The 13867-nt window shown below is 71.3% G+C and carries 13 protein-coding genes; 9 read left to right on the forward strand and 4 right to left on the reverse strand.

Annotated elements, in window-relative coordinates:
* Positions 1 to 25: 25 nt before the first annotated feature.
* The 3 genes from DEI91_RS04840 to DEI91_RS04850 all read left to right on the forward strand — a co-directional run bounded on the left by DEI91_RS04840 (position 26) and on the right by DEI91_RS04850 (position 1331).
* Positions 26 to 343, forward strand: a complete 318-nt coding sequence (locus DEI91_RS04840; protein WP_111051172.1) for a hypothetical protein — start codon at positions 26 to 28, stop codon at positions 341 to 343.
* Positions 344 to 481: 138 nt separating this feature from the next.
* Entirely contained in the window at positions 482 to 868 is a 387-nt protein-coding gene (locus DEI91_RS04845) for a hypothetical protein (protein ID WP_146244213.1), read from the forward strand.
* A 31-nt stretch (positions 869 to 899) separates the two neighbouring features.
* Positions 900 to 1331 (forward strand): hypothetical protein, encoded by a 432-nt coding sequence (locus DEI91_RS04850; RefSeq protein ID WP_111051174.1) that lies wholly within the window; start codon positions 900 to 902, stop codon positions 1329 to 1331.
* A gap of 279 nt (positions 1332 to 1610) precedes the next feature.
* Here DEI91_RS04850 and DEI91_RS04855 read toward each other — a convergent pair whose 3' ends face one another.
* Positions 1611 to 2030, reverse strand: coding sequence for a hypothetical protein (locus tag DEI91_RS04855; protein ID WP_111051175.1), 420 nt, complete (start codon positions 2028 to 2030; stop codon positions 1611 to 1613).
* 280 nt (positions 2031 to 2310) lie between these two features.
* Between DEI91_RS04855 and DEI91_RS04860 the strand changes: the two genes are divergently transcribed.
* Genes DEI91_RS04860 through opgC form a run of 3 tightly spaced genes read left to right on the forward strand, consistent with a single transcriptional unit; the run spans position 2311 to position 7231 of the window.
* Positions 2311 to 4335 (forward strand): glycosyltransferase, encoded by a 2025-nt coding sequence (locus DEI91_RS04860; protein ID WP_111051176.1) that lies wholly within the window; start codon positions 2311 to 2313, stop codon positions 4333 to 4335.
* The gene (locus tag DEI91_RS04865) at positions 4332 to 4742 is read left to right on the forward strand and encodes an ATP-binding protein (RefSeq protein WP_111051177.1); all 411 of its coding nucleotides are present in this window, start codon (positions 4332 to 4334) and stop codon (positions 4740 to 4742) included. The genes DEI91_RS04860 and DEI91_RS04865 overlap by 4 nt, the downstream gene beginning before the upstream one ends.
* On the forward strand, positions 4739 to 7231 hold the full coding sequence (gene opgC, locus DEI91_RS04870) for an OpgC domain-containing protein (protein ID WP_146244214.1): 2493 nt from the start codon (positions 4739 to 4741) through the stop codon (positions 7229 to 7231). The genes DEI91_RS04865 and opgC overlap by 4 nt, the downstream gene beginning before the upstream one ends.
* A gap of 75 nt (positions 7232 to 7306) precedes the next feature.
* Here opgC and DEI91_RS04875 read toward each other — a convergent pair whose 3' ends face one another.
* The 3 genes from DEI91_RS04875 to DEI91_RS04885 all read right to left on the reverse strand — a co-directional run bounded on the left by DEI91_RS04875 (position 7307) and on the right by DEI91_RS04885 (position 10434).
* A complete protein-coding gene (locus DEI91_RS04875; protein ID WP_111051179.1) occupies positions 7307 to 8197 on the reverse strand; it encodes a hypothetical protein in 891 nt (296 codons plus the stop codon).
* 120 nt (positions 8198 to 8317) lie between these two features.
* Positions 8318 to 9022, reverse strand: a complete 705-nt coding sequence (locus tag DEI91_RS04880) for a response regulator transcription factor (RefSeq protein WP_111051180.1) — start codon at positions 9020 to 9022, stop codon at positions 8318 to 8320.
* Positions 9016 to 10434: an ATP-binding protein gene (locus tag DEI91_RS04885; protein WP_111051181.1), complete on the reverse strand. Its 1419-nt coding sequence runs from the start codon at positions 10432 to 10434 to the stop codon at positions 9016 to 9018. The genes DEI91_RS04880 and DEI91_RS04885 overlap by 7 nt, the downstream gene beginning before the upstream one ends.
* Before the next feature lie 214 nt (positions 10435 to 10648).
* Between DEI91_RS04885 and DEI91_RS04890 the strand changes: the two genes are divergently transcribed.
* From DEI91_RS04890 to DEI91_RS04900, 3 genes are read left to right on the forward strand one after another with little or no spacing between them, the layout of a single operon-like run.
* Positions 10649 to 11968 (forward strand): ABC transporter substrate-binding protein, encoded by a 1320-nt coding sequence (locus DEI91_RS04890; RefSeq protein WP_111051182.1) that lies wholly within the window; start codon positions 10649 to 10651, stop codon positions 11966 to 11968.
* Entirely contained in the window at positions 11965 to 12936 is a 972-nt protein-coding gene (locus tag DEI91_RS04895; RefSeq protein WP_111051183.1) for a carbohydrate ABC transporter permease, read from the forward strand. The genes DEI91_RS04890 and DEI91_RS04895 overlap by 4 nt, the downstream gene beginning before the upstream one ends.
* Positions 12936 to 13784 carry a carbohydrate ABC transporter permease gene (locus DEI91_RS04900; protein ID WP_111051184.1) on the forward strand — a complete coding sequence of 283 codons (849 nt, stop codon included), beginning with the start codon at positions 12936 to 12938 and terminating at the stop codon, positions 13782 to 13784. The genes DEI91_RS04895 and DEI91_RS04900 overlap by 1 nt, the downstream gene beginning before the upstream one ends.
* Positions 13785 to 13867: the final 83 nt, after the last annotated feature.

The following is a 13867-nucleotide window of genomic DNA, read 5'->3' on the forward strand; positions in this document are numbered from 1 at the left end:
ACAGCGACAGCATCCGGTCAACCTGGTGGCTGCCGTCTGCCTCCTGGTCGTGGGGATCGCGGTCCCGGTGGGGATCGCGGGCCCGCACGCCGGTGTGCTCGTGCCGTCCCTGGTGGTGGGCTTCATCGCGGGTCTCGTGTGGGCGGCGTCCGCATTCGCCTTGTTCCGCCCGGGAACGGCGTCGCTGCTCCTCGTTGTGGGGATCTTCGGCGCGATGTTCCTGTTCACCCGCGTCCTCGATGGGTGGGATGCCGCCCTGCTGCCGTGGATCATGTGCAGCTTCGCGGGCTCCGTGTTCGGGGCGCACGTGCGCTGGCTCGTCGCCGATCGCGCACACCGGTGACCGACACCGAACGGTCCTCGGACATGGTCAGGTCTGGGGGGAACGAACCCGTCGAGGCGCGCTGAGGTCCGGGACCTAACCGGTCCACCAGCGGCGTACTGGACGCAGCGAACCACGCCGTGACCGACGGAGTCCGAGATGCTTGCTGGGCAGCGAGATGAGAGGAGACAGGTGACAGGACGTGCGGTGTCGTGGAGGATCGCGGTCCTGGTCTTCGTCATCGCTGTCGCTTGCTGGGTGACGATCTGGCTCGCGCATGTCCCGGTGGCAGTCGCGGCTGCGACCGGCGCGATCGGTTTCGTCTTCGGATTCCTGTTGGGCTTGCTCGAACCTCGGCAGGTCCTTCTCCGAGCGCTGATCCCGTTCACCATCCCTGCCGTCTTCATCCTGTTGATCGGAGTCGGAGGGCTCATCCGGGGATCCGCGATCATGTGGCTCCTCCTCGCAGCGGTTGCTGTCGAGTTCGGCAGGGCGGCACGGCGACGACTCCGCAGGGCACGGAGCGGCGCGGACGACGAACGGTGAACGGTCGGCCTCAGTGAGGCCTGGGAGGGACATGGTCCAGCGGGTGAAGCGGAACGGCTCGTCGTCGCTCAGGGCGAGCGACGGCGCGCCCTCGTCCACCATGGTGAAGAAGTGGCGAGGCCAGCGACAGCACCCGGTCACGCTGGTCGCCGCAGCGGTCGGAGCGGGCATCGGACTGCTCGTCCCGATCATGGTCGTCGGGGACCAGGCGGGCAGGGCGGTACCGTACCTCGCGGTCGGCTTCGTCGGGGGGCTCCTGCTCGGGGTCGTGGCGTTCTCCCTGCTCCGACCCGGGTGGTCGGGACTCGTGCTCGTCGCGGCGATGTTCGCAGCCATGTTCCTGTTCAACCGGGTGCTCGACGGGTGGAGCGTGGCGCTGCCACCGTGGATCCTCGCGAGCTTCGCGGGGTCGGTCTTCGGCACACACCTCCGCTGGGTCACCGAGCGGGGGCGTCGGACCTGATCGCAGGGGCGGGGTCGGGGTCATGACACGGAGCACACCGTGCCCGCGAACGGCGTCGCTGCTCCTCGTCGTGGGGATCTTCGGCGCGATGTCCCTGTTCACCCGCGTCCTCGACGGGTGGGACGCCGCTGCTGCCGTGGATCATGTGCAGCTTCGCCGGCTCGGTGTGCGGGGCGCACGTGCGTTGGCTCGTCTCCGGTCGCACATCGCGGTGACCGACCACGGGGTCGGCACACGTCGCCCGAGCGAGACGGACCGCGCCCCGTGGCCGCTGCGCGGTCAGCGGGGCAGGGTGTGCACCCAGTCGCGGAACGACGCCAGCGCGTCGCCCTGCAACTGGACGGTCGGTGGTGTCTCCAGCGGGTCGACGAGCAGCGTGAGGCTCTCGGCGGGAGCGTCCCGGAGCCAGCGCCCGGCGGGGGAGTCGTCGGCAGCGTCGTCCGGCCACATGAGGAAGGCGATCGGCGGCTGGTTGACGTTCTCGGCGGTGTTCAGGTCGTGGTCGACGAGCTGCTGCACCTCGCGCACCGCGAACACCGGGGAGACCGACCCGTCGAAGAGCATGACGCCGGGGATGGTCTTGCCCTTGCGGCCGATCGGCAGCGGCACGCACGTGGCGGTGACGGCGTCGGACCGCCAGGGGTCGAGCGACCCGAGGTCGACCGGTTCCGCGCTCCGCCGTGCTCGCCCGAACATCATGACGCGAGTCTAGGACGGGTGGTCGGTCCACACCGGGGAGCGGGGACGCGGGCGTCCCCAGATCGGGGCGTGGTGCTGACAGTGGTCGCTCGCCTGCGGTAGACAGGACAGCACGTCGACGTCGCCAGGGGGCGACGTCGAGCGCAGGGGAGCGACCGACGGGACCCGGACCCGCCGTCGACCCCGCTGCCACTCCCGTGCCCGGCAACCGCGCGCACGGGTCGCCGGGATCAGGAGGGGACGCCGTGCACAGCACTCACGGTTCACCGGAGGCACGTCGATGACGGCGGTCGAGGTCGGGCGGCAGGACCGCCGGCGACTCGAGGTCGGCACCCGCCGCCGCCGCCTCGTCGCCGTCCGCACCGTCGCCGTGCTCGCGGCCGTCTCCGGCCTGAACTACATCGCGTGGCGGTGGGTGGCGTCCGTGAACTGGCACTCGTGGTGGATCGCCGTGCCGCTCATCCTCGCCGAGACGTACAGCGTCATCGACTCGGTGCTCTTCGCGTTCGGGGCGTGGAAGCTCCGGGAGCGCGGGGAGCCGCCGACCCCGCCGCGCGACCCAGTGACCGTCGACGTCTTCATCACGACGTACAACGAGCCGATCGACCTCGTGATGCGCACCGCCCGCGCCGCGAAGGCGATCCGGCACCCGCACGAGACGTGGATCCTCGACGACGGCAACCGCCCGGAGATGCGTGCCGCCGCCGAGGCCGAGGGCCTCGGGGTCATCACGCGCGGCAAGGACTGGGTGGACCGACCGCGCCACGCGAAGGCCGGCAACCTGAACAACGCGCTGCTCGCCACGCAGGGCGAGTTCCTGCTCATCCTCGACGCCGACCAGGTGCCTGACCCCGCCATCCTCGACCGGACGCTCGGGTACTTCAAGGACGAGCGGATGGCACTCGTGCAGACGCCCCAGTGGTTCGAGAACGTCCCGGACTCCGACCCGCTCGGCAGTCAGGCACCCCTGTTCTACGGCCCGATCCAGCAGTCGAAGGACGGCTGGAACGCCGCGTTCTTCTGCGGGTCGAACGCGATCCTCCGGCGTGAGGCCCTCATGCAGCTCGGCATCACCCGGTACGTGCGGGAGGTCGAGACGAGCGTCCAGCGCACGGTCAAGACGGCGAAGAAGCTCCTCGGCCGCGCGCGCGAGACCGAGACCGACCCGCGCGTGCTCGTCGCCCTCGACGACGCCGAGGTCGTCGTGGACCAGGCCCGTGCCGACATCGCCGCCGGTGAGCCGCTCGGCGACGTCACGTACCGGTTCCAGCGTGGCATCGACGCGATTGCCCGGCGCTTCGCGGCGTCCGACCTCGACTCGGTCCGCGCCGACCTCCAGGAACTCGCCGCGATGTCCACCGACGCCAACACCTTCGCGGGCCTCGACGACGCCGCACTCGACGTCCTCGGGCAGCGGGACGCGTCGCCGGTGGCCGCGATCGAGGCGATCGCGGTGCTGACGCGTGCGCTCGACGTCAACCGCGACGACGAGGCGCAGCCGATCATGCCGCTGGCGACGATCTCGGTGACCGAGGACATGGCGACCGCCATGCGCCTGCACGGTCTCGGGTGGAAGTCGGCGTACCACGACGAGATCCTCGCGAAGGGCCTGGCGCCCGAGGACCTGCAGACGATGCTCGTGCAGCGGCTCCGCTGGGCGCAGGGCACCATGCAGGTGTTCTTCCGCGAGAACCCGCTCGTGCAGAAGGGCCTGTCGTTCGGCCAGCGCCTCATGTACTTCTCGACGATGTGGAGCTACCTGTCGGGCTTCGCCGCGGTCGTCTACATCGCCGCACCGGTGCTCTGCCTGTCCTTCGGCGTGGTGCCCGTCCAGGCGTACAGCGTCGACTTCTTCGCACGGCTCATCCCGTTCCTGGTGCTCAACCAGCTGCTGTTCTGGGTGGTGGCCGCGGGCCGACCGACGTGGCGGGGGCAGCAGTACTCGCTCGCGCTCTTCCCGGTCTGGATCGAGTCGGTGACGAGCGCGTTCGAGAACGTCTTCCGGGGCAAGCCGCTCGGGTTCCGCGTGACGCCGAAGGTGCGCGACGAGTCCGAGGCGCGCCCCCGGTGGGACCTGGTCCGGCCGCAGCTCATCGCGATGGGGGCACTCGTCGCCGCGCTCGTGATGATCGTCATCCGGTACCTGGCGGGGCAGGCCGAGGGCATCGCGCCGCTCGTCAACACCGCCTGGGTCGTCTTCGACCTGTTCATCTTCAGCATCGTCATCCGGGCCGTGCGCTACCGCGGGCCCGAGGCCGAGATGCCCCTGGCCCATGAGTCGACCACGGTCGGAGGACCCCTGTGAACGCGCACGCCAGCATCGACGTCCCGGCGGTGCCGGCGTCCCTCGACACGGTGCAGGACACGTTCGGGTCGTGGTGGGACGGTCTCGGGATCGACGACGCCTCGTTGCGCTTCCGGTTCGAGACCGCGCTCGTCGAGATCGCGGCGAACGTGATCGAGCACACCCGTCGGTCGGACGTCGACCAGGGACGACGGTTCCTGCTCGACCTCGGCACCGACGGTGACGACCTCGTCGCGGTCCTGTCCGACAACGGGATGCCGGTCGACATCGACCTGGGCGAGGTCACCATGGCGGACCCGGAGGACGAGGGCGGCCGGGGGCTGGCCCTGGCGATCGCCGCACTCGACCGCCTCGAGCACACCCACCAGGGTGGCCGCAACGTCTGGACACTGGTGTGCGCTCGGTGAGCCGGATCGTGGGGAAGGCCGTCGCGCTGCTCGTGACGATCGGCGTGCTCCTGCTCGGGGGAGCGCTGCCCGCCGACGCCGTCACGTCCGGTGTCCGTGAGCCGGCGAGCGGCAGGACCTGGTTCGGGCCGGACCTCGACTGGGGTTCGGACTCCCCGGACGGCTACGAGGGGCGACTCGGTGCGACGCCCTCCATGTACGGCGTCGAGATCGCGTACCCGGTCGACCGATCGGCCGAACGGGAACTGCTCCGCGCGACCCGCGCCGCAGCCGCGCAGGGCGCCGTCCTCGTGGTGAGCCTCGAGCCAGACCGCGCGCTCCGGTCGTTGACGAAGGCCGACGCACGCCGGGCGAACGCGCTGCTGCAGGAGATCCACCGGCAGTACGACACGCAGCTGCTGGTCCGGTTCGCCCCGCAGATGAACGGCACGTGGGTGCGGTGGGGGCAACAGCCGACGCAGTTCATCCGGGCCTTCCGGACGCTCGCGACGCAGGTGCACGCCGGCGACTCGGACGCCCGCATGGTGTGGCAGCCCTCCTACGGCGCCGGCTACCCGTTCGGTTCGTCGGCGGGCCGGCTGGCGGACCTGTCCGCGACCGACACCGACAAGCTCGACACGAACGGCGACGGTCAGCTCACCGAGGCCGACGACCCGTACCTGCCCTACTGGCCGGGCGATGCGTCCGTCGACTGGGTCGGCCTGTCGATGTTCTACTTCGGCAAGGGCGCGGCGACGCAGGCCGCCGGCCGGGACGTCCCGCTGACGCGGAACGACGTCCCCGAGGCGGACGAGGTCGCCCAGCGGTTCGCCGAGAGCTGGGGCTACCAGCAGCCGCAGCCGGAGACGTTCACCGAGCGCTTCGCCGAGGGACGCGACCTCCCGATGCTCCTCGACACCGGTGCGCTCTACGACCACTCGCTCCGCGGGGACGCCGAACTGCCCGTGAAGCAGGGGTGGTGGCGGCAGGTCATCGCCTCCGTCCAGGAGCACCCGGAGATCACGGGCGTCACGTACGTCGACGCCATCCGCCGGGAGCCCGAGGCGGGGAACCGGCCCGCGGACTGGCGGTTCGCCAAGGCCCCGGGGGTCGCCGGGTCCTTCCGCACCGACCTGCAGGAGTCCGACCACTTCGTGTTCGGACCGGTCACCGAGCGGGTCACCCCGCAGCAGGGCGCCGAGGCGACCAACCAGCAGCTCGACACCGGTGGCGACCAGATGGCGTGGATCGTCTGGTTGGCGGCGGGCCTCGCGGTCGTGTTCGTGCTGAGCGGGCTGTTCGGACGGCTCGTGCCGAGTTGGCGCTACCCCGACGACGGCAAGCCCGGACGTGATCTCCGACTCGACCTGTTCCGCGGGTTCATCATCCTCGCGGTGGTGATCACGCACATCGAGGTCTCCGGCCCGTACTCGTACCTGACGCTGCACGCGGTCGGCGCCATCACCGGAGCGGAGATGTTCGTGTTCCTCTCGGGCATGGTGCTCGGCATGGTCTACCCGCTCGGCGTCGCCAGGTTCGGAGAGTGGGCATCGGCGATCGGGGCGTTCAAGCGGGCGCGCAAGCAGTACGTCGTGACGCTCGTCGTCATCCTCGTCGTCTTCGCGCTGAGCTTCATCCCGTTCCTGAACACCGACGCGATCACGACCTTCACCGACCGCGGGACCGGGACCGACGGCGTCCGGGCCGAGGGCCGCGTCTACGACCTGTACCCGAACGCGATGCAGCTGCTCGCCTACCCGCCGCCCTGGTACGCGATCCGTCAGTTCCTGCTGCTCGAGATGGGCCCCTGGCCGTTCAACATCATGGGCCTGTTCGTGGTGCTGAGCCTGTTCATCCCGGTGTTCATGTGGATCATCCGCCGTAGGTTCTGGTGGGCGCTGCTCATCGCGAGCTGGGCGCTCTACGTGTTCCAGGTGCTCAACCCGGCGTTCAAGCCGGTCAACGCCCAGTTCGACGCGGTGTTCCCGCTGTTCATCTGGCAGGTGGTGTTCACGCACGGCCTCGTGCTCGGGTACCACCGTCGGCAGATCACCCACGCACTCACCGGCCGACTCGGCAAGGTGCTCGTCGGCGTGTTGGTCTGCGGGTACGCGGCGTTCCTGGTCTACGTCTGGGCGGGTGACCGGTTCGGGTTCACCCCGGTGCCGTTCCCCGCGGACATGTACCGCGAGCTCTACAACACGGCGTACCAGCGCGTGGACCTGCAGTGGGGTCGTCTGGTCGACATCGCGTTCTTCGCGATCGTGTCGTACGCCATCCTCACCGTGTTCTGGAAGCCGGTGAACGCGGTGATCGGCTGGCTGTGGATCCCGCTCGGGCAGGCCAGCCTCTACGTGTTCGTGTGGCAGGTCTTCTTCGCCCTCGTCATCGCGTCGATCCCGGTCGACTACGGCAACGTCTGGATCGGCACCATCACCCACACGGTGCTCATCCTGCTCGTCTGGTACATGGTGCGGAAGAAGTTCCTGTTCTCGGTCATCCCGCGCTGACGCGCAGGGGACGCCGAGACGGACGGGAGGCCCGGTACCAGCTGGTACCGGGCCTCCCGTCCGTCGGTCCGCGCGTCAGCGCGACGCGATCGGCGTCGGGTCCACCGGGTCCGGCGGCACCGGCAGGGAGCCGCGGACCTGGTTCTGCGCCTGGCAGTCGCTCGTGCAGTTCGTCGCACCCGCGCTCAGCTCGACGGCGTCCTCACCGAGCACCCCGCCCATGCGCCCGCCCGGCTGCACGGTCCAGGTCGTGGTCGTGGCCGTCTGCGAGGTCTTCGTCGCGACCTGCGGCGAGTCCTTGCCGAGGAGCATCTGGTGCGCGTCGGTGCCCGAGGTCACCGCCGCGGTGCCGTCGCCGAAGTTGACCTTGCCGGTGTACGGGTTGACGAAGTAGAACAGCCCGGCGCCGAGGGTGTGCGTGAAGGTGACGGGGCCGGCGAACTCGGTCTCCATCTGGAAGACCCCGCCCTGCGCGCCGTCCTTCGCCTGGATCTTGAACTTGCCGGCGCCGGTGCTGAAGACCGCGACGAGCGTGTCGTCGCGGACCTCGAGTGACGACAGCCGGGTGCCGGCGAGCTGCGCGGTGGTCAGCGAGGGCACCTTCGACGCGAACACGACCGTCGGCTTCGTGACCATCCGCTGCGAGTCGGGCGCACCGGTCAGCGTGTAGTCGTACACCCCGAGGTCGGCGAGCCGGATGTCGAACCCGTTGTGCTTGCCGCGGACGGCGATCGTGCCGGACACCGCAGTGTCGCGGAGTCGGAAGTCCTTGCCGACCGCGGGGTTCGTCGTGGTGCCGTTCACGGTGACGGCGTAGTCCCCGCCGGTCGAGGTCTTGCCGGACGCCTGCGCCGGGGTGACCCCGACGAGGGCGACGGCTGCGACCGCGGCGGCGACGACGGTGGCGGCGATGCCGGCCGTGCGACGACCCGCGGTGCGGCCGCGGTGGGTGGTCGTGGTGTCCATGGTGTGCCTCCTGTGCTCGGGGGCGGTGCGTCCCCTCAGCACGATCGTCGCCGCCGCGGCGGGACGGCACCATCGGACCTTGGTACTAGTACCCGAAGGACGGACGACCCCGGCCCGGCGTCACCAGCCGTGGTCGCGGGCCCAGAGCGCGGCGCTGGTCCGGTCGGCGACCCCGATCCGTCGGAAGACGCTGCCGACGTGCACCTTCACGGTCCGTTCGGCGATGCCGAGCTCGGTGGCGATCTGCCGGTTCGACAGGCCGCGCGCCAGGCGCACCAGGACGTCGCGCTCGCGCGGGGGCAGGTCCGGTCCGTCCCGGTGGGCGTCGCCGCGCACCGGACCGACCGTGCCGGGCCCGTCCAGAGCCGTGCCGGGCCCGTCCGGAGCCGTGCCGGACCCCGCCCGGTCCTCGCCGCCGCGAGGGAGGAGACTCCGCGCCACGCGCGGGTCGATGGGCACCTCGTCCCGCGCCGTCGCCCGCACGGCCCGGACGACGTCGTCCGGGTCGGCGTCCTTGAGCAGGTACCCGGTGGCCCCGGCCGCCAGGGCGGCTCGGACCCGGGCGTCGTCCGCGAACGTCGTGAGCACGAGCACCCGCGCGGTGGGGAGCCGCTCCCGGAGCGCGGCCGTGGCGGCGACCCCGCCCGCGCCCGGCATGGACAGGTCCATCACGACGACGTCCGGCTGCAGGTCCGCGGCCAGGTCCACCGCGACCTCGCCCGTGCCGGCCTCGCCGACCACGGTGCAGTCCGCCGTCGTGTCGAGCACCGCCCGGAGCCCGTTGCGGACGAGGGCGTGGTCGTCGACGAGCAGCACCTTCACCACCGGTCGGCCTCCGTCGGCAGGGCGAGCTCCCACGTGGTCCCGGCGCCCGGCGCGGTCCGCAGGCGCAGCGACCCACCGGAGTCCTCGGCCACCTGTCGGAGCAGTGTCGTGCCGAGGTGCCCCTCCCGGCGCGCCGCGAGCACCGGCACCGGGTCGAAGCCGACGCCGTCGTCGGTCACCCGCACCGACAGGTCGCCGTCCTGCCGTCGGACGACCACCTCGACCATCGAGGCCCCCGCGTGGCGCACCGTGTTCGCCACGGCCTCGCGCACGAACCGGACCGCCGCCGCGAGTGCTGCGGGTGGGGCGTCCACCCGGTCGGGCACGTCGAGCACGGTGGTGATGCCGAAGGCGTGGGCGCGTGCGGTGGCGTCGGCGAGCGCGGCTCCGAGGCCGTCCCGGTCCGGGGCGGCCGGTTGCACCGCCGACATCAGTGAGCGCAGCGCGGAGACGGCCCCGCGGAGGGTCGAGGCGGCGGCGTCGAGTGCCGTCGCCGTCGGGCCCGTCGCGCCCCGTGCGACGGCGCCGAGCGAGAACGCGAGCCCGGCGACGTCCTGGACGGGGCCGTCGTGCAGGTCCGCGGCGATCCGGCGACGTTCGGCGGTCTCGGCGTCGAGTGCACGGACGAGCAGGCGTTCGCGGTCCCGCTGGCCGGACCGCAGGCGGAGCAGCAGCCACAGGAGCACCGGCAGGAGCAACCCGAGCACGACCGCGACCGTACCGAACGCGAGTGCCGCGAACGCCGAACGGAGCGACGCGGAACTCGCCAGCACGTCGTCGTACGGGTAGTAGACCTCGAGCAGCAGCGGGTCGCCGGACGGCACGTGGACGGCCTGGTACGCCTCGAGGAGCGGCCCCTGCCCACGCTCGTAGCGGTTCTCGGGAGCGGTCAGGTCGGACACCTCGGCGTCGGACCGGTCCTCCGCGAGCGCTTCGAGGTCCTCGTCGGACAGGGTGAACCGTTCACCCGTGAGCCGGGGTTCGTCCGACCAGAGCACGGTCCCGTCCGGAGCCCAGAGCTTGACGCGGACGGCGGCGCTCGCCGTGGTGGCACGGCGCACGGCCCGGTCGAGGGCGTCCACCGCGCGCCGGCGGTCGTCGGCGTCCGCGTCCGGGTCGGCGATCGCGTCGCGGAGTGCGGGTTCGACGACGGCCCGGGCGACGGCGGCGGTGTCGCGGGTGGCGTCCTCGACGGCGAAGCGCTCGGCCGTCCGCTGCGACACGAGCGTCCCGGCAGCGGCGACCGCGGCCCCGCCGAGCACCGCCGCGAGCACGACGCCCACCAGGACGCGACGCCACGGGGTCGCGCGGGCGGGGCGTCGCCGCGGGTCGGGCGGCACGACGACCACGGCCCCCGGCGCGCGGTCGGCGTCGTCGTCGGGCGCTGGCTCCGTCGTCCGTGGTCCGCGCACCCGGTCACCGTAACCGGTGCTCGGCGCCCGACACGGCCCGAGGGGCCGTCGTCGCGCGCGGCGGACGAGACCCGGCGCCGACCCGCGCGCGGACGATGCGGTGCTCGGCGGACTCCCAGGCGCGGTCGGGCGGCCAGGGGTTGAGTGGCCTCACAGCTTCGCGCGCCCGCTCAGACGGAGGCCGGGGGTGCGGACCGGACGTCGAGGAGGACGGATGGACATCGACCGCAGGCTGTTCCTGCTCGGAGGCACGGGGGTGCTGCTGCTGGCCGGCTGCTCCACCCGCCCCGAGCGCACCGAGGTCGCCGACTGGCCGACCGATCCACCCGAGGGCCCGGCGACGATCAGCTGGTGGGCCGGGCAGGTGGCGTCGAAGGACGGCGGGGACCTCCGACGGCGTCTCATCGCCGAGTTCCAGAAGGAGCACCCGGACATCCGCGTCCGGATCGTCAGCGCGCCGAGCGACACCGACACGAACCGGACGTCCCTGACGACGCAGATCGCCGCCGGGTCACCGACCCCGGACGTGTACCTGGGCGACGTCGCCTGGCCCGGGCAGTTCGCGAAGAACAAGCTCGCGACGCCGGTGAACACGCTGGTGGGGGAGGACTTCTTCGAGCAGTTCCCCGAGGGACTCCGGCTCGCCGCCAGTGTCGACGGCACGTACTACATGTTCCCGCTCTACATCGACGAGTCGTTCTTCCTGTACCGCAAGGACCTGCTCGACAAGCACGGCTTCCAGGTCCCCGGTTCGTGGGAGGAGGTCCGTGAGACGGCGGCGAAGCTCGTCGACACCGGGGACGTCTCGTACGGGTTCGCGTTCCAGGGCGACGTGTACGAGGGCCTGACCTGCAACGTCACCGAGTTCGTCGGCGACGCCGGCGGCTCGCTGCTCGACGACGACCTCGAGAACGCGACGACGACGAGCTCCGAGACCCGCCGGGCGTTCGAGTTCATGCGCTCCCTCGTCACCTCCGGCGCCAGCCCGCGTGCGACGCTCACGTACCAGGAGCAGGACACGAACGACGCCTTCTCGGGCGGCCGAGCGGCCTTCCTCCGGAACTGGTCGTACGCCTGGGGGATCGCGAACGGCCCGGACAGCGCCGTGCAGGGCAAGGTCGGGCTGGCCGCCCGCCCGACGTTCGACGGGATGGAGGACCACCACTCGACGATCGGTGGCTGGGGGAACTACATCAACCCGCACACCCAACAGCCCGCGGCCGCCCTGACGTTCGCCCGGTGGATGTCGAGTGAGACGGCGCAGCAGTTCCTCACCCGCGAGGGCGGCGTCCTGCCGGCCCGCTCGGCGTCGCTCGTCAGCGCCGACGCGGAGCGGCAGCAGCGCCCGACGTACGACACCGCCGCGGGCATCACGCTCGTGCCCCGGCCGACGTCCACCGCCTACTACCCGAAGGTCTCGCAGGGGGTCTACCAGAACGGCAACGGCATCCTCGGCGGGCAGCGCACGGTCGACGGCGGCACGAGCGCGATGGCCGACGCCATCGACCTCGCGCTCCGGGGAGCAGCGCTGTGAGCGCCGCGACCGGCGTGCGCACGCCGACCCGGCCGGGAGGCCCGCCCCACGCCGATCCCGTGGCGCGCCGGACCGGGCGCAACCGTCTCGACCGTCTCCGCGCCCGGAGTGCCTGGGGCTTCGCCGCCCCGGCCCTCCTGGTCGTGGCGGCGGTGACGATCTTCCCGGTCGTCTACTCGATCGTCCTCAGCTTCGCGGACGTCGAGATCGGCTACGACGGCTTCGCGATCCAGGGCTTCGGGTTCGACAACTACGCGGCCCTCGTGCAGAGCGCCGACTGGTACCGGGCGCTCGGGTTCACGTTCCTGTACACGATCGTCACGGTGTTCGTGGAACTCGTCCTCGGCATGCTCGTCGCCCTCGTGCTCGAGCGGCTCGGTGCGACCCGGGGCTGGATGCTCGCGCTCATGCTCGTCCCGTGGTCGCTCGTCACGATCGTCAACGCGCAGCTCTGGAAGTACGTCTACGACTCCACGTACGGGGTGGCGACCTGGTTCTTCGCCCTGTTCGGTGAGGCACCGGTGATCCTCGGCGAGCCGGTCCCGGCGATCACCGGGCTCATGGTGGCGGACATCTGGAAGACGACGCCGTTCGTCGCGATCATCCTGCTCGCGGGCCTGGTGCAGATCTCCGAGGACCACTACGAGGCCGCGGAGCTCGACGGCGCGAACGGCTGGCAGACGTTCTGGCGCGTGGTGCTGCCGCAGCTCGCCCCGACGCTGACGATCGCGGTGCTGTTCCGCATCCTGCAGGCGTTCGGCGTCTTCGACCTGCCCTTCGTGCTGACGAACGGCGGCCCCGGCACGAGCACCCAGTCGCTCGCGATCATGGGCTACAAGGTGCTCTTCCAGGACATCAACATCGGGCCGGGAGCCGCGATCGCGACGAGTACCGCGCTCATCGTGGCCGCCGGCTGTCTGCTCTTCCTCCGGGCCTTCCGGAACCAGGCGAAGGGAGGCGAGGCCTGATGCCCCGTCAACGGATCCGCAAGGGCTGGCGGCGGTGGGTCAACACCGTCAACGTCAGCGCCGTCGTCATCGCTGTCGTCACCGCGCTGCCGCTGTACTGGCTCGTGACGACGTCGTTCAAGCCGTCGTCCGAGATCGCGCAGTCCCCGCCGACCGCCTTCCCGCGGTCGTTCACGCTCGACAACTTCGTGGTGGCCTTCCGCGACAACGCGCTCGGGCAGTACATGGTGAACAGCATCATCGTCTCGGTGTCCACCACCGTGATCGTGCTCGCGCTGGCCTTCCTGGCCGGGTACGCGCTCGCCGGTCGGTGGATCCGCGGGCGCACGGCGATCATGACGTCGCTGCTCATGCTGTCGGTGTTCCCGGCGATCGCGGTGCTCACCCCGCTGTACCTGCTCGAGCGCAACCTCGGTCTGCTCAACTCGTACCCCGGGCTGATCGTGCCGTACGTGGCGTTCAACCTGCCGTTCGCCATCTGGATCATGCGCAACTACCTGCAGGGCATCCCGTCGACGATCGAGGAGGCCTCCGAGATCGACGGCGCCGGCGCCTGGCGGACGGTGCTCTCCGTGATCCTGCCGATGGCCAAGCCCGGGTTGTTCACCGTCGGGGTCTTCACGTTCACCGCGTCGTGGAGCGAGTTCCTCATGGCGCTCACGTTCAACAGCGAGAACTCGCTGCGGACGATCCCCGTCGGCATCGCCCTGTTCGGCACGCAGTTCACGGTGCCGTTCGCGCAGATCTTCGCGGCGAGCGTCGCGGCGACGGTGCCGATCGTCATCCTCGTGCTCGTGTTCCGCCGGTCGATCGTCTCCGGCCTCACCTCCGGGGCGGTGAAGGGCTGACCCGCCGCGCAGACGACGGGAGGCCCGTGGCGATCCCGCCACGGGCCTCCCGTCGTGTGTCAGCGCGACGCGCCGCCGCGCCG

Origin of the sequence: Curtobacterium sp. MCBD17_032, assembly GCF_003234855.1 — a bacterium.
Lineage (GTDB): Bacteria > Actinomycetota > Actinomycetes > Actinomycetales > Microbacteriaceae > Curtobacterium.

Bases quoted from the DNA above. Each gene is read 5' to 3' on its own strand.
- DEI91_RS04845 (WP_146244213.1), top strand. From the start codon at position 482: ATGCTTGCTGGGCAGCGAGATGAGAGGAGACAGGTGACAGGACGTGCG.
- DEI91_RS04850 (WP_111051174.1), top strand. From the start codon at position 900: ATGGTCCAGCGGGTGAAGCGGAACGGCTCGTCGTCGCTCAGGGCGAGC.
- DEI91_RS04855 (WP_111051175.1), bottom strand. From the start codon at position 2,030: ATGATGTTCGGGCGAGCACGGCGGAGCGCGGAACCGGTCGACCTCGGG.
- DEI91_RS04860 (WP_111051176.1), top strand. From the start codon at position 2,311: ATGACGGCGGTCGAGGTCGGGCGGCAGGACCGCCGGCGACTCGAGGTC.
- DEI91_RS04875 (WP_111051179.1), bottom strand. From the start codon at position 8,197: ATGGACACCACGACCACCCACCGCGGCCGCACCGCGGGTCGTCGCACG.
- DEI91_RS04890 (WP_111051182.1), top strand. From the start codon at position 10,649: ATGGACATCGACCGCAGGCTGTTCCTGCTCGGAGGCACGGGGGTGCTG.
- DEI91_RS04900 (WP_111051184.1), top strand. From the start codon at position 12,936: ATGCCCCGTCAACGGATCCGCAAGGGCTGGCGGCGGTGGGTCAACACC.